Raw genomic sequence first — 24,191 nt, 5'->3', positions numbered from 1 at the left:
ATAGCCGCCCGGTCGGACCCGTCCGCGTGAGCGCCGATCCCAGTCTGGCGCCCCCACCGGGTGCGGCAGCAGGTTTCGGCCCGGGGCTGGCAAGCCCGGCCTCCGCTTGTCTGCCTGTGGCGGGGGACGGGAGCGCGGTTCTGCCGCGACTGCTGTTCGTCCATGCCGCCGACGCGGCATCGTGCCAGGCGCACGCGGAACTGCGGTCCCGTGGCTATGCCGTCGCCTGGATCGGTCATGCGGCGGAGATCGCGGCGGGAACGGCGTTCGCGCCTGACGTCGTGATTGCCGACGCGCAATCGCGTGGCGACGATCTGATCACCGTGCTCGATCAGATCGGGCACGAGGGCCGGATCTGCCCGGTGATCGAGTTGCGGCGGCCGGGCGAATATCCGTCCGCCGTCCTCGGCGAGGCGATGATCGGCGAGCATCCGCTCGTCGGGTCGCTCGAACGGACCTACAAGATCGGCGCCCTCACCGCGATCCTCGCGTCGCTCGCGACCGGGACGGGCCGTTCGGATGACGCTGCGGGCGATCGGCGCATGATCTCGGCGCTGCTTGCAGGATCGCGGCTGCTGCCTAACCTGCATTACGAGTTCCTGCCCAAGATCGACCTGACCACCGACCAGGTTGCCGGCTATGAAGCGCTCGCCCGGCTGCGCAACATCCCGGGTGTGAACCCCGAATGGCTGTTCGCCGCGATGACCGACGCGGGGATCGAGGCGGCAGCGACGATGAAGGCGGTCACCGCCGCGCTCGACCTCTGGCTTGCGCTGAGCGTCGAGCAACGGTCCGCGCCGGTCGCGATCAACTGCAGCCAGGCGGTGCTGGCCGATCCGCTGTTCCAGGCGGCGCTGGGCGATGAACTGCGGCGGCGGGGCGTCGCGTCGAACGGGCCGGGACGGGGCGTCCTGATCATCGAGATCACCGAGGATGCCCGGCCGGTCGATACCCAGCGGCTGGTCCGCGACATGAACGGGTTGCGCGATCTGGGCGTGGTGTTCTCGCTCGACGATTTCGGCAAGGGGGCGACGAATTTCGATCGCGTCTTCACGCTGCCGATCGCCGAGCTGAAGATCGACAAAGACTTTTTCGGCCATTGCGCACGGCACGTGCACGAACTCGGCATCCTGCGCGAGGTCGTCCGGTCCTGCCACGCGCGGGGGCTGAGCACGGTCGTCGAGGGGGTCGAGACCGAAGAGCATCTCGCGATCGCACGCGACCTGGGCGCTCGCTGTGCGCAGGGCTTCTACTGGGGCCGGCCGATGGCGGCGGGGAGCTTCGCGCACGTCCGCGTGATCTGAAGGCCAGCAGTTCGCGATGCGGACGTTCATCTGGTCGCCCTCGCGGCGCGGCTCATCGCATGGCGGCTTGCCGCCGCGACCCGTTCGGCCTCCCCGCGCTAGCGTTGCAGGAGGGAATTTTCGACGATGAGCATACAATGGCGCCGCGCGCTTCTGATCGTGCCGGCCGGCCTGGCGCTGGCGCCGCCCGCGGTCGCGCAGGAGGCGGGCCAGACGTCGGACGCCGCGTCGCAGCAGTCGACCCCACCGGCGCCCGCCGGGACGGTTCGCGGGCTCGAGCCGCTACAGGCCCGCGACACGGGGACGGCAGCGGTTCCCGTACCCGATACGCCGCGACTGGTTCTGCCGGCTCCGACGACCGCGGACGCACCGCCGCGCAGCCGCACCCCCGCGCGGGCGCCGGCGACACGCAGTTCAGAGCCGGATACGCCGCGAGCCGGGCGGGTCGATGCCGCGACGACGTCCAGGCGCGCAGCGGAGCCCCTGCCGGCCGCCGCACCGCGCGACGCGGCGGACGTTCGGACGGATCCGGCGCCCGCATCGACCGCCACCACGGCGCCGACGACTCCGGCACCAGCCGTTCCGGCAACCACCGCGAGCCCCGAAGTCGCACCCGCCGCCGCGTCGTCCTCCGCCCCCGTCGAACGCACGATCGCCGCGCCGGAGCAGGGCAGGGCGATGCCGTTCTGGCTCTGGCTGGCGGTCATCCCGATCGTCGTCATCGCACTGTGGTTGCTGCGCAGGGGGCCGCGTAAACGGCATGATCGGCTGGACTATCACGAGCCCGAACCGCTGATTGAAGCCGAGGCACCGCCGGCAAGGCCGCTTCCCCCGCTACCCACGCCGGCGCCGGTCCCGCCGAGCCCCGCGCGGGTGGTGACGCCGACCCCGGCAATCGTACCGCCGTCAGCGCCTGAGCCCGCGACGTCGGCAACCCCGCAATTTCTCGACCGGCGTGCGCGCGAGCCGGAGCGGGCGCGTCTGTCGGTCGAGCTGCGCCCGCTTCGTGCTGGGTTGAACCTGCTCAGCGCGACGGCCGAGTGTGAGCTCGTGGTGACGAACGTTGGTGCGGGCGTGGCGGAGGCGATCCGGGTCCAGGCGGTCCTGCTGAGCGCGCATGCTGGACAGGACGCCGATCTGACGGCGGTGAATGCGGGTCAGGTCGCGCGTCCGGCGACCGCGCCGTTCACGCTCGCGCCGGGCGAGTCACGCACGATCCGGACGGTCTCGGCCATGTCGCGCGAGGCGATCCACAGCATGACCGCGGCCGACCGGCCGATGTTCGTGCCGATCGTCGCGGTCAACATCCGCTATGCCAGCGGGGCGATTGCCGGTCAGACCGCGCGTGCCTGGGCGATCGGTGTCGAGCGGGTCGACTCGGCCAAGCTTGCGCCGTTCTGGCTCGATATCCCTGCGCGCATGTATGACGGGATCGCCGCGCGTCCCCATGCGCCCGCTATCGAAGTCTAGGCGGGCGCAGGCGAGGGGCCGGGTCGCATCGATCCGGCCCGGTTGCGTTCTATCAGGCATAAAAAAGGGGCGACCCCATCGCTGGGGCCGCCCTTTTTTAGCTGCGGCCAGCAGGGGCGGAGCCCCTGCTGCGTCGGTCGGTGCAAGCACCGCCGGCCGGCCTTGCGGGGAGTGCGGACCAATATGGTCCGTCTCTCCCGCTGCGGCTTACTTGACCTCGACGGTCGCGCCAGCTGCTTCGAGCTGTGCCTTGATCTTGGCGGCTTCGTCCTTCGACACGCCTTCCTTGACGGCCTTGGGAGCCGACTCGACCAGCGTCTTTGCTTCGGTCAGGCCGAGCGACGTGATCGCGCGGACTTCCTTGATGACGTTGATCTTCTTGCCACCGTCGCCGGTCAGGATGACGTCGAATTCGGTCTGCTCTTCAGCGGCCGGTGCGGCTGCGCCGCCGCCAGCTGCCGGTGCTGCGACCGCTGCTGCGGCCGAAACGCCCCACTTCTCTTCGAGCAGCTTCGAAAGCTCAGCTGCTTCGAGAACGGTCAGTTCGCTCAGGCTCTCAACGAGCGCGTTCAGGTCTGCCATGATAAATCTCCATCTCGGGGCATGTGCCCCATCAGTTCAAAAAGTAACGAAAGAGCCTGCAAGATCAGGCGGCTTCCTTCTCCGCGTAGGCGGAAAGCACGCGCGCGAGCTGCGCTGCCGGAGCCTGCGTGATCGTCGCCAGCTTCGTGGCAGGTGCCACGATGAGGCCGAGGATCTTGGCACGCAGTTCATCCAGCGAGGGCAGCGTTGCGAGCGCCTTCACACCGTCGACGTCGAGGGTCGTCGCGCCCATCGCCCCACCCACGATTTCGAACTTGTCGTTCGTCTTCGCGAATTCCACGGCCACCTTGGCGGCCGCGACGGGATCGATGGAGCTGGCCAGGCCGACCGGACCCGTGAGCATGTCGCCCAGCGAGCTGTAGTCGGTGCCGTCCATGGCGATCTTGGCAAGCTTGTTCTTCGAGACCTTGTAGGTCGCGCCGGCGTCGCGCATCTTGTTCCGCAGCACAGTGGACTGTGCGACGGTCAGGCCGAGGTTGCGCGTCACAACGACGACGCCGACCTCGGAGAAGGTGCGGTTCAGCTCGGCTACGGCCGCGGTCTTTTGATCACGATCCATGCCATTCTCCACGTTTTCAGGTTCACCGTTTGCACGGTGGACCCGGTTACTAACCGGAGGCGCAGACAAGCCCGCGCTTCCGGGTGTCTCGTCGATGGGGCATGGGAGAGGGCAGGCGCCGGAAGCGCTCCGCAAAATCTCATTCCCCGTCTAGGTGGGAGATTAAGCGCCGGCAAACCCGGTGCACCCACTGTCTCGGACGGAGTTCGGCAGGCGAACCCGCCGAACGAAGCCGCCGCATAGCCGAATCGGTCGCGAAGTCAATCGCTCAGATGCGGTCCGGTGCGTGTCGCGGAACCGTCACGTGACTGACGCGAAGGTGTCTCCGTTCCTTCACCGCACTGCCGCTTTACCCGGCCAAAGCTCAGCCTAGCGGTCAGATCGGCCGATCCCGGGGGGACGTATGAAAATTCCGACGAACATGACGATGGCCTATCACGATGGCGATATCGACACGAACACCAGCGCCAATCCGCATCTGAACGATCTGATCGCGGTGCGCTATTCCCGTCGCCAGACGCTGATGGGCGGCCTGTCCGCCGCGACCGCCGCGGTGTTCGGCGGCATGCTGCTCGCGGGTTGCGACGAGGATGACCCGCGGCGTGCGGTCACCGTGCAGGCCGGTGCATCGGGCGCGACCTCGGCGGGCAAGACGGTCACGCTGACGGGCACGGTAGCGTCGGGCAGCGCGACGGGCGTCGCCTGGGCCCAGACCGGCGGCCCGGCCGTGACGCTCGCCAACGCGAACACCGCGACCGCGACCTTCACCGCGCCAAGCGTCGCTGCCGACACCACGCTCACCTTCACCTTCACCGGCACCAGCACCGACAATATCCGCAGCGAGACCTCGACCAGCGTCACCGTCAGCCCGGCGCGGCTCGACTTCACCGCGGTTCCCAAGAGCCTTGCCGACGTCGTCTCGGTACCGGCCGGCTACAGTGTCACCGTCCTCTACCGCTTGGGCGATCCGATCGCGAGCGGTGTCGGCGCCTATGCCAATGACGGCAGCGACACGAACTTCGCACGCCGTGCGGGCGATCATCACGACGGCATGAGCTATTTCGGGCTGGCCGCGACCGGCAGCACCCCCGACGCCAACGGCAACACGCGCGGCCTGCTCGTGCTCAACCACGAGAATATCACCCAGGCCTATCTGCACGTCAACGGCGCGACGACCACCGGCGGCGCGATCGGTGCGGGCGGTGTCCGCCCCGAGGCCGAAGCGCTGAAGGAAATGGAATGCCACGGCGTCTCGGTGATCGAGATCAGCCGGTCGGCGACCGCGTGGAGCTATGTCCCCGCCTCGGCGCTCAACCGCCGTATCACGCCGCTGACGCCGATGAGCTTCAGTGGTCCGGTCCGCGGCAACGCGCTGCTCAGGACTCGCTATTCGACCGATGGCACGGCGGGCCGCGGGACGATCAACAACTGTGCGAACGGCACGATGCCGTGGCACACCTATCTGACCAACGAGGAGAATTGGGCGGGCTATTTCCGTCGCCAGTTCGGTGACGTCGCCGCACGCGGCGGGTCGACCGCCAAGCAGAATGTCTCGCTCGCCCGCTACGGCATCCGCGAGACTGCCAATGCCACGACGTTCAACGGCAATTACGGCTGGGCGTCGGTCGTGCCGGCCGATTCCGCCAACACGCTCTATGCGCGCTGGAACGTCACCACGACCGCCGCGACCGATGCCACGGGCGATTTCCGCAACGAGGCGTTCCAGTTTGGCTGGGTGGTCGAGATCGATCCGTTCGATCCCGCCTCAACCCCGCGCAAGCGCACCGCGCTCGGCCGCATGAACCATGAGGGTTGCGAGATCGGCCGGACGATCGCGGGCGTCAAGCCGGCCTTCTACATGGGCGACGATGCGCAGAACGAATATATCTACAAGTTCGTGTCCGCCACGCCCTGGTCGGCGGCAGACGCGAACGCGACCAACCGGCTTGCGATCGGCGACAAATATCTCGACTCGGGCACGCTCTATGTCGCCAAGCTCAACGCCGACGGTTCGGGCCAGTGGCTGCCGCTGGTGTTCGGTCAGGGGCCGCTCACCAGCGCCAATACGACCTATCCCTTTGCGGATCAGGCCGATGTGCTGATCAATGCGCGTCTGGCGGGCGATGTCCTGGGCGCGACCAAGATGGATCGTCCCGAATGGACCGCGGTGAACCCGGCGACGGGCGAGATGTACTGCACGCTGACCAACAACTCGTCGCGCACCGCGGCGAATGTCGATGCGTCGAACCCGCGTGCCTATACCGATCCCAAGACCACCGGTGGCCAGACCACGGGCAACGCCAACGGCCATGTCATCCGTCTGCGCGAGACCGGCGACACGTCGGAGGCGACCGCCTTTACGTGGGACATCTACGCATTCGGTGCGGGCAGCGATCTCGATGCAACCAACATCAACCTGTCGGGGCTCGACGCGACGAACGACTTCTCGTCGCCCGATGGCCTGTGGTTCGGCCTGCCGAGCAATCCGACCGGCAATGTCACCCCGGTGATGTGGATCGAGACCGATGACGGCGCCTATACCGACGTCACCAACTGCATGCTGCTCGCGGCAATCCCGGGCCGTGTCGGCGACGGCGGCACGCGCGCCGTGACGAGCACGCTCGGCGGGACCAGCAACACGGTCACGACGCGGATCGGCAAGGCGCCGGCCACGACGCTGCGGCGATTCCTGGTCGGGCCGAAGGAATGCGAGATCACCGGCATCCACTCGACCCCGGATGGCCGCTCGCTGTTCGTCAACATCCAGCATCCCGGTGAGAATGGTGGTCCCACCAACATCACCAGCAGCTGGCCCGCGAACCAGGCCGGCGCGGTCGCGACCCCGTCGCGTCCGCGCTCGTCGACGATCGTCATCACCAAGAACGATGGCGGTATCATCGGGCTGTAAGCAGGGCAGGGGGCGGGTCGCATAACGGACCCGTCCCCGGCTTTCGGCGTTACCTCCTGCGAACGCATATCCAGCGTATCCGGAAAGGTTCGTCCATGACTCTCCCCGCATCGCCCGTCTGGTTCATCACGGGTTGCTCCACCGGCTTCGGTCGCGATCTCGCCAGGCTGGTCCTGGATCGCGGGTGGCGCGCCGTTGTCACCGCGCGGGACGCCGACCGGGTCGCCGACCTTGTCGAGGGACATGACGACACCGCACTCGCCCTTGCGCTCGACGTCAACGACCAGGCGCAGGTCGAGGCTGCGGTCGCGGCGGCCAAGGCGAGGTTCGGCCAGATCGACGTGCTCGTGAACAATGCGGGCTATGGCTATCAGGCGACCGCCGAAGAGGGGGACGAGGCCGAGATCCGTGCCCAGTTCGACACCAATGTATTCGGGCTGTTCGCGATCACCCGCGCGGTCCTGCCGATCATGCGCACGCAGGGCAGCGGCAACATCGTCAACTTCACCTCGGTCGCCGGGCTCATCGGGTTTCCGGGATCGGGCTATTATGCGGCATCGAAACATGCGGTCGAGGGCTGGTCCGACGCGCTGCTTGCCGAGGTCGGGCCACTCGGCATCGGCGTGACCTGTGTCGAGCCGGGGCCGTTCCGCACCGACTGGGCGGGGCGATCACTCCGCCAGACGCCGAGCCAGATTGCCGATTATGCCGATACCGCGGGCGCGCGGATGGCGGGAACGAAGGACGTCAGCGGGACGCAGGCCGGGGATCCGGTCCGGGCAGGCGAGGCGATCATCGCCGCGGTCAGCCAGGACGTGCCGCCGCGCCATCTGGTGCTCGGCGCATTCGGCTATGAGGCCGTGACCGCAAAGCTGCGCGAACGGCTGGCCGCGATTGAAGCGGCGCGCGACATCAGCCTGGGTGCGGACTTTCCAGCCGATGCGACCTGAGCGCATCAGGCGGCCCTGACGCAGAAAGGGCCGGGAGATCGCTCTCCCGGCCCCTTTCCTAACACTCAAAAGCGCGAACGCCGATCAGGCGCCGGCGACTTCCGTCGTGTCGACCTTGATCCCGGCACCCATGGTGCTCGAAACCGCAATCTTGCGGACATACTTGCCCTTCGCGCCCGACGGCTTGGCCTTGACCACGGCGTCGACCAGCGCATCGAAGTTCGCGCGCAGGTCTTCTGCCGGGAACGACGCCTTGCCGATGCCCGAGTGGATGATGCCGGCCTTCTCGACGCGATATTCGATCTGGCCGCCCTTGGCGTCCTTGACCGCCTGCGCGACGTTCATCGTCACCGTGCCGAGCTTCGGGTTCGGCATCAGGCCCTTGGGGCCCAGCACCTTACCGAGACGACCGACGATGCCCATCATGTCCGGGGTCGCGATGCAGCGATCGAAATCGATCGTGCCACCCTGGATGGTCTCCATCAGGTCTTCCGCGCCGACGACGTCTGCGCCTGCTGCGAGAGCCTCTTCAGCCTTCGCGCCGCGGGCGAACACGCCGACGCGGACGGTCTTGCCGGTGCCCTTGGGCAGCGTCACCACGCCGCGGACCATCTGGTCTGCGTGACGCGGATCGACGCCCAGGTTCAGCGCGACTTCGATCGTCTCGTCGAACTTCGACGTGGCGCCCGAGCGTGCGAGCGCGATCGCTTCGTCAATTGCGTGAAGCTTGACGGTGTCGACCGTGACGGCCTTCTGCTTCTTGGTCAGCTTTGCCATGATATCAGCCCTCCACCACTTCGAGGCCCATTGCGCGGGCGCTGCCTTCGATGATCTTCGTCGCAGCGTCGATATCGTTGGCGTTGAGGTCCTTCATCTTCGTCGTGGCGATCTCGCTCAGCTGCGAGCGCTTGATCTTGCCAGCGACGACCTTGCCCGGCTCCTTCGAACCCGACTTGAGACCGGCGGCCTCCTTGATCAGGTACGATGCCGGCGGGGTCTTCGTCTCGAACGAGAACGAGCGATCCGCATAGACCGTGATGACGGTCGGGATCGGCATGCCCTTCTTCAGTTCGCTCGTGCCGGCGTTGAACGCCTTGCAGAACTCCATGATGTTCACGCCGCGCTGACCCAGCGCAGGCCCGATCGGCGGCGCGGGCTTTGCCTCGCCTGCAGGGACCTGCAGCTTGATGTATCCGGTAATCTTTTTAGCCATGTCACTCTCTTGATAGGGGCCGCCCGCACAAGCGCGTACAGCCCGGTTTCGAGTCTAGCGGTACGAACGACGCACGCTCGACGCGCGTCTCCCGCAGGTTCCATCATCAGATGTTGGAAGCTGGCGCGCATAGCCGAGGCGTGCCGCTCGTGCAAGCCCGTGCACCGACCATTGGCGATCGCGGCGCAGGCGCCGGCCATGTCCCGGCGTCGGGATCACCCGACCGGTCACAGCAACGGCTGGCGCCGAGTATGCAACCGATTGCAGTCCAAAAGTCTTCACCGTTACCGCAATGATCCAGATCAGCAAATTCCAAGTTATTCGTACAAGATGATCTAAATCATGAGCGAAAACACAGCAAATGTGGCAAGTCCTGCACGAGGAGATATTAGGACAGCCATGAGAGCGGCCTTTGATCATGACAGCGGAACATTGAGATTCCTTACAATAGCGCTAGGGCTTGCGCTTGGTCTGATGATCCCGCTTGGATTCATATTGGCATGCTCGCTTATACTTGACCGGCCGGTGACGATACTTATCGTCGGAATTATCGTTGGAATATCCGCAACCTATGCCCTGTCGGTGATCCTGATGCGGCCGTCGAAGCATGACGAGGAGCATGTCGGGGACGCCGTTCCCAAGGTCTCGCTTGCCATGATTTGCCTGGCGACGGCGCTGATCGTCTGCGGGTTCAGCATCTATGTGTCCGACCGGCCGCATTATCTTCTCTACCGGGACATGCCCCATATCGCCGCGGCGATGCTGTTCCTCCCCGGCATGCTCATCGGGTCTGGCTGTATCCTCTGCATGATCGCCGGGCGCGCCGTCTCGCGCTAGGCCGCACGGTTCGTCGCCCGGACCGCGCCAAAAAAGCGCCGACACGCCCGGGGCCCCATGGTGCCGGCCTATAATGGAGGCCGGACGTGTCGTTGCACGCCCGTCACTCCGAGAGTTTCGGCATGGATACGATGATCAACGTCGCGGACGGCGGCGGCAGATGGGATATGGCGAACGCCCCGTTCGTCGTCGACGCGCTGGCGAGGTCGATCCCGACGGTGCAATTCTCGATGGAAGGCGAGGTGCTTGCGGTCAATGATCGCTATCTGCGCATTTTCGGTCGCGAGGCGCAAGACCTGATCGGCGGCCATCACAGCAGCTTCGTCCGGCTGACCGCGGCGGGGGCGGCGGACTATGCGACCGTCTGGAACACGCTGCGCAAGGGGCGTCTGATCCAGACCGAGTTCGGCAGCGTCGCCAAGGATGGTCGCGAAGTCTGGTTGCAGGCAACCTATATGCCGGTGCTGGACAGCAACGGCGTCCCGCAGCGCGTGTTCAAGCTCGCCAATGATATCACGCATGAGCATCAGCACGCCGCGGACCATATCAAGATGCTCGAGGCGATCTCGCGATCGACCGCGATGATCGAATTCGCGCTCGACGGGACGATCCTGTCCGCCAATCCGCTCTATCTCGCAATCACCGGCTATACCGAGACCGACATTCGCGGCCGGCATCACCGCATGTTCGTGACCCCCGAGGACGCCTGCGATCCCAGCTATGACCGATTCTGGGAACGGCTGCGCGAGGGGGAGTTCATACGATCGGAATTCCGGCGGATCGGGCGGGACGGGCGGCCGATCTGGCTGCAGGCGAGCTACAACCCCATCCTCGACGCGTGCGGCAAGCCGACACGGATCGTCAAGATCGCGACCGACATCACCGAATCGGTCGAGCTGCGTCTCGAAAACGCGCATCACGCGTTCAGCGACGCGCTGACCCAGCTCGCCAATCGGCGACGGTTCAACCGGACGCTGGCGGAGGAGGTCCGCCGCGCGATCCGGTCGGGTGACGACCTGTCGCTGATCCTCATCGACATCGATCATTTCAAGCGGTTCAACGATAATCATGGTCATCAGCAGGGCGATGCGTGCCTGCGGATCGTCGCGACCGCCATCCGGTCAGCGGTGCGGCGCGCCAACGATCTGGTCGCGCGTTTCGGCGGCGAGGAATTCGCGGTGCTGCTGCCCAGTGCCGGTGCCGATGTTGCGGCGACCGCGGCGGAAACGATCCGTGCGGCGGTCGAGACGTTGCGCGTCGACCATCAGGACGGGACTCGCCCGGTGCTGACCGTCAGCGTGGGTCACGCATCGCTCAGCCGGGATCACCGCAGCGCCGACGTCCTCGCCGATGATCTCGTCGAGCGCGCGGACCGTGCGCTCTACCGGGCCAAGGAAGCCGGCCGCAACACCGTGTGCGACGACCGCGCCATCCATCCCGAGGGCTCCGTGACGCCGCCGTTCCGCGCGCCATTTTCCCGCTCGATCTCTCCCAAAGGATAATCCGAATGCTATGGTTCAAGGCCGACGCGCCTATCCGCCTGAAACTGCTGATCGCCTTTTCCAGTTTCGTCGTTCTGGTCGCCTGCACCGCAATTGCGGGATTGGTCCTTAAGGGCACCGCGCTGATCGGCGCGGGCGTCGCGGCAACGCTGATCGCGGTTGGGCTCGGCTATACCTATCGCGAGATGATCGCGGTGCCCTATGTCACCACCGTCGTTCGTATGGAGGCGCTGGCCGCGGGTGATCTCGAAAGCCCGATCGAGTTCACGAACTTTCGCGACTGCGTCGGCCGCATGACCAAGGCGATGGGAACGTTCCAGGAGAATGCGCGGGTGCAGATTGCGCTGAACGTCGAGGCGTCACGCAACGCCGATGTGGTCAACCGCATGGCGCAGAATTTCAAGCAGGTGGCCGAGGGCAATCTGACTGTCGACATCATCGAGGACTATCCCGCGATCTACGAGGACCTGAAAGCGAACTTCAACATCGCGCTTGCCAGCTTGCGCGACCTGATCCGCTCGGTCGCGCAGGGCGCCTCCAGGATCCAGATCGGCTCGGGCGAGATTGCGCAGGCGTCCGAGGATCTGGCGCGGCGAACCGAGAGCACCGCGGCGAGCCTGGAGGAGACGTCGGCGGCGATCCATCAGATGGACAATCGCCTGAAGGATACCGCGCAGGGCGCGACGCGGTCGGTGGCGACCTCCGAGCAGGCGCTGAGCGCGCTCGATCATGGACGCCACAAGACCGACACGGCGGTCCAGGCGATGGAGCGCGTCAGCGACAGCGCCAAGGGGATCGACAGCGTCATCGAGGGACTCGACAAGATCGCGTTCCAGACCCGCGTCCTGGCGATGAACGCGGCCGTCGAGGCGGAGCGCGCGGGCGATGCCGGACGTGGCTTTGCGGTGGTCGCCGATCTGGTGTCCGCGCTGGCGATGCGGGCCGAGGAGGAGGCCAAGCGTGCGCGTAACCAGCTGACCGTGACGCAGGTCGATATCGGCGCGGCGGTCGACGCGGTGCAGCTGGTCGATCAGGCGCTGTCGGGGATCGTCGCCTCGGGGCGTGAGGCGGCGGATATTTCGCGGCAGATCGCGACCGACAACCAAGCGCAGGCGCTCGCGATCACCGAGGTGAGCGCCGCGGTCGGCAGCATGGATCAGGCGACGCAGAAGAACGCGGCGATGGTCGAACAGACGTCCGCCGCGGCGCGGCAGCTCGCGCAGGAGGTCCAGCTGCTCGCACAGCACGCGCAACGCTTCGTCGTCGATGGCGGCGGGGTCCGGCAGGCGGCACCGGCCTCGGCGGCGCAGCCGGCAACGGGCGGACGCGACCATTATACGCTGGCGAGCGATACCCGGCGGCTGCCCGCCTCCGCGATCACCGCGCTGACCCGGCCGAGCTGGTAGGACCGACCAGCCGGGTCGGGGGCGGGTCCTGGTCTAGAAGCGGGCGCGCATGCCGACCCGGTAGATACGGCCGAGCGTGTCGTAGAGCGCGGGGTTCACGTCGAGGCCGGTATTGGTCTGCGGCGCGGGTTCGGGATCGTGATCGAACATGTTGTCGACCTTGAAGAACAGGCTGACCTGCTTGGACAGGTTCACCGACCCGCCAAGATCGACGTAGAAGGCGCCTTTCATCGTGTTGTAATCGATCGTCGGGTTATTGGCGGTCGAAGCGGGGCAGGCGGTCGTGCACACGACATACTGGTTGCCGAAATTTCCGTCGGAGAACCAGCGTTCCTGCAACGTCAGACTGAAGAGATCATTGTCGTAGCTCTGCGTGGCGAGCCATTTCCAGTCGGGTGTCGCCCCATTGTTGGCGCCCGCCTGGTCGACCGTCGCGACACCGGCGATGCCTGCCTTCACGAGGAACTCGCGGACATTGGTGCCGAGCGCGCGGAGGGTGAAATTGCCCGGCAGGCCGAGCGGCCGCTTCCACTGGTAGCTCGCCTCGATGTCGAACCCGCTGGTCTTCCACGAGGCGAGGTTGAATGGCTGGACGTTGATGAAATTGCCGCCCTGGGTCGGGCTGTTCAGGACGAAGCCGCCGCAGAACGCCTGATTGCCCTCGAAGCAGAAGCGCACGATCTGGTCCGCCGACAGCGTCGAGATCACGCCGTCAAGCTTGATGCTGTAATAGTCGAACGACAGGCCGAGCCCGGGCAGCCAGGACGGGTGCGACAGGACGATGCCGGCCTCGGTATTGCGCGCGATCTCGGGCTTCAGGTCCGGATTGCCGATGGTGTTCTGGAACGCCTGGACGCCGCCGCCGGGGGGGAAGGGGTTGGTGAAGTTGGGCAGCGTCGTGACGGTCGGCGCGGCGAACAGTTCGGACAAATTGGGTGCGCGGACGTCGCGCGACGTCACCGCGCGCAGGCGGATGCCGTCGAGCGGCGTCTCCCAGGTGCCGCCGATCTTCCACGCCCAGATCGTCCCCGACGTGCTGTAATGCGTGACGCGACCCGCACCGTTCAGGTTCGCGCGACCGATTGCATCGCCCTTGAACAGCGGCAGGTTCAGCTCGAGAAAGCCTTCATAGACCTCGTATTTGCCGCCACCGTTCTTGTAGTTGCCCGCCGCCCAGTTGCTGCCCAAAGTCGAGTTGAGCAGCGGGTCCGCGGGATAGTCGGCGCTGTTGGGGCTGAGCGCAGTGACGCCGGCGCCATAGGGATCGCCGTGGACGCGGTAATATTCCCGCCGATATTCGCCGCCGAACGCGACCGCGAGCGGCCCCGCCCACAGGCCGAGCGGCTCGCCTGAAAAGTTCAGGCTGGCGACGTCCTGCGTCAGCTTGGTCCGCTGCATCGGTCCGTTGACCGGCGTGACATAGGCGAGCGCTGCGGCGGAGGGCGGCGACCCGCCGAAGATGTTGATCGGCTGACACCCGGCAGCGCGAGCGGCGGCGTCGGCGCAGACGATCGCGCCGTTCAGCGTGATCGCGTTGGCAGCCGCGACATAGCGGTTCTGCAACACGGTGTTCTCGACATCGATATGCGCGATCGTGATGCCATGTTCGTAATAGCCGTCATAATTCCAGTCGGTGCCGGCCAGATCGAACCGCCCCTTAAGCCCTCCCACGAACCGGTATTGGCGGCGGTCGGTCTGCACCAGCGGATCGGGGAAATTGCCGTTGCTGGTGCCGAAGCCGAACTGCGTGATCCCGGCGGTCGCACAGCGATCGCGGATCAGCTGCGGCAGATACGGATTGGCGCACTGCACGGTCAGACTGGGGCGATTATAGCCCGGGCTCGGCTGGTTGCTGGTCTTCACCTGCGCGAGGTTGACGGTGACATAGGCTTCGTTGTTCTCGGCAAAGTCGAAGCCGACGCGGGTGAAGCCGTTGAGGCGTTCGAGCGAGGATTTGAGCGATGCGCCCGAGCCGGGTGCACCCGACAGGTCGCCGCCGACGCAGAAGCTGTTGCCTGGGAAGCAGCCGGTCACGCCACCCGTCCCGGTCGGGCGTCCGTTCGATCCATAGTTGAAGTTGAACGGCGCACCGTTCTGGTCGAACGCGATCCCCTGTAGCGGGCCGTTGTTGATCAGCCCGAACCGCGCATATTGATAGGGCTGCGCATAGTCGCGATAGTTGAACTGCGGCAGGCCGTTATTCGCCTGGCCCGTATTGACCAGCGTCGTCGCGCGGTACCAGTCGCGCCCCTTGGCGAGATCGGTGCCGAAATCGCCGGGCCCGACGCCGTCCTCATGATCATATTCGGCGCTGACGATCAGGTGCAGCCGGTCGCCCAGCAGCGATTTGCCGAACGCCGCCTGGACCAGCGCCTGCTGATCGTCGCCGTAATTGGTGATGCCGCCCTGGATATTGCCCTTGAACCCGGTGAACCGCGTGTCGGTGATGAAGTTCACCACGCCGCCGACCGCGTCCGAGCCGTAAGAAGCGGACGCACCGCCTGTGACCACGTCGACGCGCTTGACGAGCAGTTGCGGGAACATGCTGATGTCCGGAACGCCCGTCACGTTCGCGCCGACGACGCGTTGCCCGTCGAGCAGCGTCAGCGTCCGGATCGGTCCGAGACCCCGCAGCGAAAACGAGCTGAGCCCCTGCGTCCCGCTTGACGTGCTGAACGTGCCGGTCGCCGCACCGGTCGAGCCTTGCAGCGACGGCAACTGCGCGATCGCGTTGAAGATATTCGGCTGGGCATTTTTGAGGATCTGCTCCTCGCCGATCACGGTCGTCGGCGTCGGCGCGTTGAACCCGCTGGTGGTGATGCGCGTGCCGGTGACGACGATGTCGGCCGCGGACGCCGGCGGCGGGCTGTCCTCGGCAAGCGGCGTCGCCGGCGTCACGGTCGGGGGCGGGGCCGGGGGGGCGGTCTGGGCGAGAACGGGTGTCCCGATCAGCGCGATCGCCGACACCATCATCCCGGTCGCGGTGCCGCTGATGCGTGCGGCAAAATCTCGGTCGTGCCTGGCCTTCGCCATGATCTCATCCCCTTTCGGTCATGGCCCAGGCCGTCTGTCCGGTCCGGGTCCGCAATCCGTTATGCGGCGATCCTATCGTGGACCGGCGGGGGGAACATCTACGACCATCGTCGCAACGTTCGGAGTGCAATCAGGGCATGAGACGCTTGCGGCCCTGCGACAAATGCCACCGCATCGCCAGCGCGGCACCGTCGGCATCCTGCGCCCGGATCGCCTCGACGATCGCGTCATGCTCGTCCATCATCGCGCCGATCACCTCTGGCGCGCGCGACCGCGATATGTCCACGCCGGCGCGCAGGATCCGCATCACGGCATCCTGGAGATGCTCGAACACCGGCAGGAACGCCGCGTTGGCGGTCGCCTCGACGATCGCGCGGTGGAGCAGCCAGTCCTCGTCATGCGCCGGGGCGTTCGACAGCAGCGCCGCGCGCAACGCCTCCAGCGCCTGCTCGATCGCCGCGAGCTGTTCGTCCGAGCGTCGCTGCGCCGCCAGCCGCGCCGCCTCCGCCTCGAGCACGAAGCGGACCTCATAGGTGCCAAGCGTCGCGGCGAGCGCATCCATCGGCATGTGCGTGCCGAGCCGCGCGGACGGCCGCCGCTTGACATAGGAGCCGGCGCCGAGCCGTGCCTGGGTGATGCCGTCCGAGGCAAGCCGGGCCAGCGCTTCGCGGACGATCGTCCGCGACATACCGAACATCGCCGCGAGCTTCGCCTCCGATGGCAGCCGGTCGCCGATCGCGAGTTCTTCGTCGGTGATGATCCGCACGATCGCGGTATAGGCGCGATCCGCCAGCCGCCCCTCGCTCACGAGCACCCGCCCCCTCTCGTCACCGCATCCTGTCCCATCTCAGACGACATAGCTCAGTGCCAGGACGAGGACGAGGCCGACCACCGAGATCGCGGTCTCGAGCAGCGACCAGGTGCGGAAGGTGTCGGCAGTGCTCGTGCCGACATAGCTCTTGACGAGCCAGAAGCCGGGATCGTTGACATGGCTGAAGAAGACCGAGCCTGCGCCGATCGCGAGCACGACGAGTTCGGGGGAGACGCCCGAGTTCGCGACGACGCCGGGCATGATCCCGACCGCAGTGATCGTCGCGACCGTCGCCGACCCCGCCGCGAGCCGGATCGCGACCGCGACGAGCCAGCCCAGCAGCAGCGGGGAGATCGCATGCATCAGCACCGTCCGGGCGAGCAGGTCGGACAGCCCGGCGGTCACCAACACCTGTTTCAGTGAGCCGCCCGCGCCGATCGCCAGCAGGATCGCCCCCGCCGCGCCCATCGTTTCATGCCACACCGCGTCCTGGATCGCTGCCTCGCGCAGCCGTCGCCCGAACAGCAGCGGCAGCGCGACGAGGTTGGTCAGCAGCAGCGCAACGACCGGGTTGCTCGCCGCGACGAGCCATCCCGCCCCCTTCAGCGCGGGCATCATCTGCCCCAGCTCACCCGTCGCGATCATCAGCACCGGCAGCAGCACGATCAGCAGCGACCAGAGCCGCGGCGGCGGCGTGATGGCGAGCCCGGCGTCGGTCGCGACCGGTGACGCCAGCCGGACGCCGCGCGTCGTGATCTTCGCCAGCAGCGGACCCGCGATCACCGCGGTGGGGATCGCGATCAGGATGCCGTACAGCATCGTCCGCCCCAGATCCGCGCCCAGCGCCTCGACCGCCAGCAACGGACCCGGATGCGGCGGGACGAGCGCATGGACGACGCCGAGCCCTGCCAGCGCGGGCATGATCAGCCGGAGCTTGGCGGCATCGCGTGCCGGGCCGTCCTCGCCCGTCATCTCCTCCGCGGCGGCGACGACGATCGGCAGCAGCAGGACCAGCCCGGTTTCGAAGAACAGCGGCAGGCCGACGACGATCGCGATGCCCAGCGTCGCCCAGGGGGCGGCGCGTGCGCCGGTCATCTGCAGCGCACCCCGGGCGAGCGACGCCGCGGCCCCCGACAGATGCAGCACCGCGCCAAGCGACAGGCCGAGCGCGACGACGAGCCCGGTCCCGCCGATGATGTCGCCGACCCCCTTCTGCACCGCCTTGGCGACGTCGGGCAGCGGCAGGCCGGCCAGCAGCCCGACGGTGAACGCGCCGCACAACAGGCCGATAAAGGGATGCAGCCGGCCGCGGACGATCATCACGACGGCCAGGGCGATGCCCGCCAGCGCCGCGATCACTAGCCTCAGGTCGCCGCCGATCACGGATGGGTGCCGTTCGTTCGCATGCGACCGCGCTGTGACTGCATCATCGACATCACTCCCAATGATCCGACGACGCGTTCGTCTGCCGGTTTGATAGCAGCTGTAGGACAGGTTTCTGTCTGAAGACACCGAAAAGGCTTGATCACCGCGAAAATACGGAGGCATAGTCAAGACCTGTCCAACCGACTCCGCAAGAGAGATCGATGGGCTGACACTGAGAAGCCTTTGACCGCGGCGATCGACCGGGGCGTGAAAAGCCGACAGCAGAGGAGGATGACCATGGACGGGACTGCCCAGACCGCACGGCAAATCCAGCACGCCCCCGCGACCTCGAACGCGATCTCGAACGCGGGCCAGGCGCTTGCCATGCGCGCGCCGCTGCCGCGGCTGACGCCGACGCAGATCAAGGTCCTGCGCGGGGTGCATTCGGGATTGCTCAACAAGCAGATCGCCTTCGATCTCGGCATCGCGGAAGCGACGGTGAAGGCGCACATGACAGCGTTGATGCGCAAGCTCAACGTGCGCAACCGCACGCAGGTCGCGGTGCTCGCGCATACGCTCATGCTGCAGGCGGCCTGACCCGGCTACGACCTTTGTCGCGCCTGAAGTGATCAGCGGCCTGCATTAGGCCGGCACCCGGGCGGCACTCACGGAGAGATGAATGATGGACGTGAAATGGCTGGCGGGCACGGCGCTGCTGCTGCTGCTCGCGACCCCGGCGTTCGCCGGGACGACGTCGGTCTATCGTACCGCGCCGGCCGATCCGCGCGCGATCACGGTCCGCGGTGTCGGCGATGGCCGTGCCGATGACAGCGCCGCGATCCAGCAGGCGATCGACGCGGCGGCGGCGGGCGGCAAGGGCGGCGTCGTTTTCCTGCCATCGGGGCGGTACCGGATCAGCCGGACGATCTTCGTCCGCTCGGCGGTTCGCCTGTTCGGGGTGGGACCGACCCGGCCCGAGATCATGCTCGCCGATAACAGTGCGGGCTTCGCATCCGGGGTGGCCGCGATGGTCAGCTTTACCGGCGAGGATCAATACCGGGTCGGCAAGGCGCCGGTGCCGCCGCGGACCAGCGTGCCGTTCGATCCGAGCATCTTCGACGCAACGTCGAGCACCTTCTATTCGGCGCTGTCGAACATCGACTTCCGGATCGGCGCGGGCAATGCTGGCGCGGTCGCGGTGCGCTTTCGCGTCGCGCAGCATGGCTATCTGCGGCATGCCGACTTTCATATCGGATCGGGCCTGGCGGGCGTCTATCAGGCGGGCAATGCCTTCGAGAACCTGCGCTTCTTCGGTGGGCGCTATGGCATCATCTCGGAAAAGACGTCGCCCGCATGGCAATTCACGCTGCTCGATTCGGAATTCTCGGGGCAGCGCGATGCCGCGATCCGCGAGCATGAGGTCGATCTGACTCTGGTCAACGTCGTCATCCGCGACACGCCGGTCGGTATCGAGATCGATCGCGGCTATTCGGATTCGCTGTGGGGGAAGGGCGTCCGGTTCGAGAAAGTGACGCGCGCCGGCATTGTCGTCTCGAACGAGGGCAGCGTCTTCACACAGATCGGGTTCGACAATGCGGTGGCGGTCGACACCCCGGTCTTCGTGCGGTTTCGCGACAGCGGCAAGACGGTGGCGGGATCGGGCGCGCGCTACCGGGTCAGCGACTTCTCCTATGGCCTGAAGCTGCCGGCGCTGGGTGCGATCGGCGCCTATGCGACCGACGTCGCGATGACGCCGCTCGCTCGCTCGCCCGCTCGGCCCGCGCGCGCGATCCGGGCCATGCCGCCGGTTCAGGACTGGGCCAATGTCCATGATCTCGGCGTCAAAGGCGACGACGAGACCGACGATACCGCCGCGCTGCAGCGCGCGGTCGACACGCACCGCGTGCTGTATTTCCCGACCGGGCGCTACCGGGTCACCGACACCATCCGCCTCCGGCCCGACACCGTGCTGATCGCGCTCCATCCCGGCCTCACGCATCTCTATCTGGCCGATTCGACACCGGCCTTCATGGCGGTTGGGGGACCCAAGGCGCTGATCGAAAGCGCCAAGGGGGGCGATGCGATCGTGTCCGGGCTGGGGCTGTGGACCGGTGGGGTCAACCCGCGCGCGACCGCATTGCTGTGGAAGGCGGGCGAGGCGTCGATGGTCAACGACGTCAAGATCCAGGGCGGCGGCGGCACCGCGCTGACCAAGGGAAGTCCGATCGGCTTCGGTGATCCGCGCGCGCGCTTCGACGGGCAATATCCCAGCATATGGGTGACGGACGGCGGCGGCGGCACCTTTGCCGCCTTGTGGTCCCCCAACACGCTGGCATCGGCGGGGTTTCACGTGTCGAACACCAGCACGCCGGGCCATGTCTACCAGCTGTCGGCCGAGCATCATTATCGCGCCGAAATCGTGCTCGATCATGTCGCGAACTGGGAATTCCTCGCGCCGCAGACCGAGCAGGAGGTTCGGGACGGCGTCGACGCGATTTCGACCGAGATCCGCCATTCGCGCAACATCCTGTTCGCCAATTATCACGGCTACCGCGTCACCCGCTCGATCAAGCCGATGGATGCGGCGATCAAGCTCTACGAGTCGGGCGATATCCGCTTCCGCAACGTCCATGTGAACGCGGAGAGCGGCTTTGCGAGCTGCGATGCCAAGGGTTGTGGCACCTTCGTGCGGGCGAGCAAATATCCCTTCGAGAACGCGATCAAGGACATCACCGGCGGACAGGAGGTCCGCGAGCGCGAATTCGCCCGGCTCGACGTGCCTGCGACTCCCGCGCCCAAGGCGCCGGCTCCGGCGACGGTCGAGAAGCTCGCCGACGGCTTCTATTCGATCGCCGGCGGTGCGGTCGACGCGAACGGCAAACTCTACTTCATAGACCGCCATTTCCAGCGCATCCACGGCTGGTCGAAGCGCGAAGGTCTGTCGATCGTCGCAGAGGCACCACTCGATCCGGTCAATCTGATGGTCGATCGATCGGGGCGGCTGCTGGTCCTGTCGTCGGCAGGGCGCGATGCCACGGTCTATAGCATCGATCCGGCAAAGCCCGCCAACGTCCAGGTCATCGCGCCGACCGCGATCGCCGAGTCCGGCCCGGCGAACAGGGATGCCGCTACCGTGCTGCCGGTCAACGTTTGGGAAAACGGTGAATTCGCGGACCGGATCGATCCCGTCAGCTATCAGTATCCGACGATGGCGGACCTGTTCGCGGCGAAAATGGGCGAGGCCAAGGCGGCGCAATATGTGTCGCCCGACGGTTCGCTCGCGCTGCCCGCCTTTCGCGTGTGGAATCAGGGGCCGGACGATCATCAGGGATGGCGCTGGTCGGATACGCTGAACGCGAACGGCTTCGTCGCCGCGCGGCCCGGCGAGCGCGTCGTCCTGACGAATGCGTCGGAGAATCGCACCTATAGTGGTCTGGTCGGGGCGCAGGGCAGGGTCACCGACCTGAAGCCGGTCGCCGATCGCGGTGGCGAAAGCGTCGCGCGCGATGCCGCGGGCCGGCTCTATGTCGCCAATGGGCAAGTGTTCGTCTATGATGCCGGCGGCGCGCTGGTCCGGCGGATCGACGTGCCCGACCGTCCGCTGCAGCTGGTGATCGGCGGCCCCGACAACCACACGCTGTTCATTCTCACCCACCACGCGCTGTACGCCACAGCGATCTGAGGGCGCGGGTGGTGGTGCGGTCGGGTGGAGGAGTGGTGCCGGTTGCAGGAATCGAACCCGCGACATCCAGTTTACAAAACTGGCGCTCTACCAACTGAGCTAAACCGGCAGCGGGCGCCTCATGCGTCAGGTGACGCCGAACGTCCAGCCTTCGGTTGCAGCAATAAGCGAAGTCATCGCCCGAGGACACCAGAAATCGGCATTCTTCGCATTGGCGCGGAGCCAGGCCGCGGTCAGGATCGCGTCGGTCGCATGGTCGTCATAGCGCGCGAGGGGGCGGTGCGGTGCGGAGCCGAGCGCTGCGAGCGCGGCGTCGAGCGTCGCGCCGTCGCGCATCTTGCTGCGGCCGACGGGGCGCCCCGCGGCGCGCGCGGCGATGCTGGTATAGATTTCGACGATCGCGGCGCCCGATCGCGGCGGGGCATCGAACGGCCAGACCGGGATCCGCCCGTCGAGACGGTGCAGCAGGCGCATCCCGGCAAAGCTCGCCTTGGCGACCTGCGCCGCGCCGATCGCGTCATACACGGTCGAAGGTTTGCGGCTGCCGTCGTCCGGCATCTCGCACCGACGCCAGTGCAGGAAATCCGCCTTGGTCCCGTCCGCCGCGCCGAGATAGAAATGCGTGCCGCGGCGGCGCTCGATGAACGATGCCGCGCCGAGATCGGCATCGTCGCTCTGCGCGTCGACCATCGCCCAGAGCGCGCGGGCATCGGCGGTCGGCGGTTCACCGGGCAGATGCGCACCACGGGTCACGAAGGGGGCGGAAAAGCTGAAGTCGAAGCCGGCAAGCAACGGCAAATCGCGGCGTGCGACCAGCCAGTCGAGCACCGCCTGGCGTGACCAGATCCCGTCCGGCGCGGGGACAAGCGTCGGGGCGGCGTGATCACGGCCACAGATCGCAACGGCGATCCCCTTGTGCCGCTGTCCCTTCGCGCCGGACCAGTCGATCGCGACGAACTGCGCGAAGTGATCGGGGGTCATCGAAGACGCAAACAGGGCGCATCGACCCGGCGAGGCGCGGGGGATTCGATCGTCTTCCAGTCACTCATGCGGGGCTAGGCGTCCTTGGCCTGCCGGCGTTCGTCCCACCAGGCGAGGCGCTCGGCAATACGCTTTTCGAACCCGCGGTCGGTCGGCGCGTAGAAGGTCTGCGGCGTCATCTCATCGGGCCAATAGTCCGACCCCGAAAAGGCATTCTCGGCATCATGGTCATAGGCATAGCCCTTGCCATAGCCGATATCGCGCATGAGCTTGGTGGGGGCGTTGCGGATTGCGGCGGGCGGCATCAGCGACCCCGTCTCGCGCGCCGATTTCCAGGCTGCCTTCTGCGCCTTGTAGACCGCGTTCGATTTGGGCGCGGTGGCGAGATAGACGCAGGCCTGGGCGATCGCGAGTTCGCCTTCGGGACTGCCGAGGAAATCATAGGTGTCCTTGGCGGCGATGCACTGGACCAGCGCCTGGGGATCGGCGAGGCCGATATCCTCGACCGCGGCGCGCGTCAGGCGGCGCAGCAGGAACAGCGGTTCCTCGCCCGCGGTAAGCATCCGCCCGAGATAATAGAGCGCCGCCTGCGGATCGCTGCCGCGTATCGATTTGTGCAGCGCGCTGATGAGGTTGTAATGCCCTTCGCGATCCTTGTCGTACACCGCGACGCGGCGCTGGAGAAAGTTCGACAGCCCCGCCGGATCGAGCGGTTCGGGCAGGTCGACCGAAAACAGCGTCTCGGCCTGGTTGAGCAGGAACCGTCCATCGCCGTCTGCGCTGGCGATCAGCGCATCGGTCGCCTCGGGCGTGAGTGGGAGCGGGCGGTCCATCAGCGTCGCCGCGCGGGTCAGCAGCAGCTCAAGCGCGCCGCGTCCCAGTCGCTCGAGGATCAGCACCTGCGCACGGCTGAGCAGTGCTGCATTGAGCTCGAAGGACGGGTTTTCCGTCGTCGCGCCGACCAGCGTCACCGTGCCGTCTTCCACATAAGGAAGAAACCCGTCCTGCTGCGCGCGATTGAAGCGGTGGATCTCGTCGACGAACAACAGCGTACGCTTGCCCAGTCGCGCGTGGTCGCGGGCTTCGGCAAACGCCTTTTTCAGATCGGCCACGCCCGAGAAGACCGCGGAGATCGCGACGAACCGCAGATCGACCGCGTCGGCGAGCAGGCGCGCGATCGTCGTCTTGCCGGTGCCGGGCGGTCCCCAGAGGATGATCGACGACAGCCGTCCCGCCGCCACCATCCGCCCGATCGCCCCGCCTGCGCCGGTGATGTGATCCTGCCCAACGACCTCGTCGAGCGTCCGCGGACGCAGGCGATCAGCGAGCGGTGCGTTTTCGGGATGCGCGTCGGGTGGGGCGGCGGGTTCGAAACCCGCGAAAAGGTCGGCCATGCTCGCAATGTAGTCGATACGGACGACTGTGCCACCCTGGGCCTGGCCTCCCGTTCCGCTAGCTGATGACGCGTCTCCTGCCCAAGACATGCAAAAGATATATCTTGAGGGATCTTGCCAAGCGCTGTATAAGATATATCTTGTTCGTATCGAGATGCGCTCGACAGGAGATT

General features: G+C 66.7%; 18 protein-coding genes and 1 tRNA gene. 9 read left to right on the top strand and 10 right to left on the bottom strand.

The features are described 5' to 3' along the window. Positions 1 to 26: 26 nt before the first annotated feature. Complete coding sequence (locus IFT87_RS20870) at positions 27 to 1,304, top strand: EAL domain-containing protein (protein ID WP_192008368.1); 1,278 nt, start codon at positions 27 to 29, stop codon at positions 1,302 to 1,304. A gap of 126 nt (positions 1,305 to 1,430) precedes the next feature. Continuing rightward, positions 1,431 to 2,774, top strand: coding sequence for a hypothetical protein (locus IFT87_RS10135; protein WP_192008367.1), 1,344 nt, complete (start codon positions 1,431 to 1,433; stop codon positions 2,772 to 2,774). Between the two features lie 207 nt (positions 2,775 to 2,981). Here IFT87_RS10135 and rplL read toward each other — a convergent pair whose 3' ends face one another. Then, positions 2,982 to 3,356 (bottom strand): 50S ribosomal protein L7/L12, encoded by a 375-nt coding sequence (gene rplL, locus IFT87_RS10130; protein ID WP_031392842.1) that lies wholly within the window; start codon positions 3,354 to 3,356, stop codon positions 2,982 to 2,984. Between the two features lie 64 nt (positions 3,357 to 3,420). Next, the gene (gene rplJ / locus IFT87_RS10125; protein WP_031392843.1) at positions 3,421 to 3,936 is read right to left on the bottom strand and encodes a 50S ribosomal protein L10; all 516 of its coding nucleotides are present in this window, start codon (positions 3,934 to 3,936) and stop codon (positions 3,421 to 3,423) included. Positions 3,937 to 4,339: 403 nt separating this feature from the next. Between rplJ and IFT87_RS10120 the strand changes: the two genes are divergently transcribed. Then, positions 4,340 to 6,844 (top strand): PhoX family protein, encoded by a 2,505-nt coding sequence (locus IFT87_RS10120; RefSeq protein WP_192008366.1) that lies wholly within the window; start codon positions 4,340 to 4,342, stop codon positions 6,842 to 6,844. A gap of 95 nt (positions 6,845 to 6,939) precedes the next feature. Beyond that, positions 6,940 to 7,794, top strand: coding sequence for an oxidoreductase (locus IFT87_RS10115; protein ID WP_037529824.1), 855 nt, complete (start codon positions 6,940 to 6,942; stop codon positions 7,792 to 7,794). Between the two features lie 84 nt (positions 7,795 to 7,878). Here IFT87_RS10115 and rplA read toward each other — a convergent pair whose 3' ends face one another. Then, positions 7,879 to 8,571, bottom strand: coding sequence for a 50S ribosomal protein L1 (gene rplA, locus IFT87_RS10110; RefSeq protein WP_031439626.1), 693 nt, complete (start codon positions 8,569 to 8,571; stop codon positions 7,879 to 7,881). 4 nt (positions 8,572 to 8,575) lie between these two features. Further along, on the bottom strand, positions 8,576 to 9,007 hold the full coding sequence (gene rplK, locus IFT87_RS10105) for a 50S ribosomal protein L11 (RefSeq protein WP_031392847.1): 432 nt from the start codon (positions 9,005 to 9,007) through the stop codon (positions 8,576 to 8,578). A gap of 525 nt (positions 9,008 to 9,532) precedes the next feature. Between rplK and IFT87_RS10100 the strand changes: the two genes are divergently transcribed. The 3 genes from IFT87_RS10100 to IFT87_RS10090 all read left to right on the top strand — a co-directional run bounded on the left by IFT87_RS10100 (position 9,533) and on the right by IFT87_RS10090 (position 12,752). Further along, positions 9,533 to 9,844 (top strand): hypothetical protein, encoded by a 312-nt coding sequence (locus IFT87_RS10100; RefSeq protein WP_037529825.1) that lies wholly within the window; start codon positions 9,533 to 9,535, stop codon positions 9,842 to 9,844. Positions 9,845 to 9,966: 122 nt separating this feature from the next. Beyond that, entirely contained in the window at positions 9,967 to 11,346 is a 1,380-nt protein-coding gene (locus IFT87_RS10095) for a sensor domain-containing diguanylate cyclase (protein ID WP_192008365.1), read from the top strand. Between the two features lie 5 nt (positions 11,347 to 11,351). Further along, positions 11,352 to 12,752 carry a methyl-accepting chemotaxis protein gene (locus IFT87_RS10090; protein WP_192008364.1) on the top strand — a complete coding sequence of 467 codons (1,401 nt, stop codon included), beginning with the start codon at positions 11,352 to 11,354 and terminating at the stop codon, positions 12,750 to 12,752. Between the two features lie 33 nt (positions 12,753 to 12,785). Here IFT87_RS10090 and IFT87_RS10085 read toward each other — a convergent pair whose 3' ends face one another. The 3 genes from IFT87_RS10085 to IFT87_RS10075 all read right to left on the bottom strand — a co-directional run bounded on the left by IFT87_RS10085 (position 12,786) and on the right by IFT87_RS10075 (position 17,979). Further along, positions 12,786 to 15,785, bottom strand: coding sequence for a TonB-dependent receptor plug domain-containing protein (locus IFT87_RS10085; RefSeq protein ID WP_244654941.1), 3,000 nt, complete (start codon positions 15,783 to 15,785; stop codon positions 12,786 to 12,788). Between the two features lie 130 nt (positions 15,786 to 15,915). Continuing rightward, on the bottom strand, positions 15,916 to 16,593 hold the full coding sequence (locus IFT87_RS10080; protein WP_037529848.1) for a FadR/GntR family transcriptional regulator: 678 nt from the start codon (positions 16,591 to 16,593) through the stop codon (positions 15,916 to 15,918). 39 nt (positions 16,594 to 16,632) lie between these two features. Next, entirely contained in the window at positions 16,633 to 17,979 is a 1,347-nt protein-coding gene (locus IFT87_RS10075; protein ID WP_342211149.1) for a GntP family permease, read from the bottom strand. Positions 17,980 to 18,345: 366 nt separating this feature from the next. On the opposite strand from IFT87_RS10075, the gene IFT87_RS10070 reads away from it, so the two are divergent. Both IFT87_RS10070 and IFT87_RS10065 read left to right on the top strand, forming a co-directional pair. Then, positions 18,346 to 18,558 carry a helix-turn-helix domain-containing protein gene (locus IFT87_RS10070; protein WP_037529849.1) on the top strand — a complete coding sequence of 71 codons (213 nt, stop codon included), beginning with the start codon at positions 18,346 to 18,348 and terminating at the stop codon, positions 18,556 to 18,558. An 82-nt stretch (positions 18,559 to 18,640) separates the two neighbouring features. Next, positions 18,641 to 21,643 carry a glycosyl hydrolase family 28-related protein gene (locus tag IFT87_RS10065; protein ID WP_426290760.1) on the top strand — a complete coding sequence of 1,001 codons (3,003 nt, stop codon included), beginning with the start codon at positions 18,641 to 18,643 and terminating at the stop codon, positions 21,641 to 21,643. A 33-nt stretch (positions 21,644 to 21,676) separates the two neighbouring features. Here the strand turns inward: IFT87_RS10065 and IFT87_RS10060 are convergent. The 3 genes from IFT87_RS10060 to IFT87_RS10050 form a co-directional block, all read right to left on the bottom strand. Beyond that, positions 21,677 to 21,752, bottom strand: a tRNA-Thr gene (locus IFT87_RS10060). Positions 21,753 to 21,769: 17 nt separating this feature from the next. Then, positions 21,770 to 22,624: a hypothetical protein gene (locus IFT87_RS10055; RefSeq protein ID WP_192008362.1), complete on the bottom strand. Its 855-nt coding sequence runs from the start codon at positions 22,622 to 22,624 to the stop codon at positions 21,770 to 21,772. A gap of 74 nt (positions 22,625 to 22,698) precedes the next feature. Then, positions 22,699 to 24,018 (bottom strand): replication-associated recombination protein A, encoded by a 1,320-nt coding sequence (locus tag IFT87_RS10050; protein ID WP_192008360.1) that lies wholly within the window; start codon positions 24,016 to 24,018, stop codon positions 22,699 to 22,701. Between the last annotated feature and the right edge of the window lie 173 nt (positions 24,019 to 24,191).

Source organism: Sphingomonas sp. CFBP 8765 (assembly GCF_014841445.1).
Taxonomy (GTDB): Bacteria; Pseudomonadota; Alphaproteobacteria; order Sphingomonadales; family Sphingomonadaceae; genus Sphingomonas; species Sphingomonas aerolata.
Note: the sequence above shows the minus strand (reverse complement) of the source record. Positions and strands in the feature narration are given on the sequence as shown.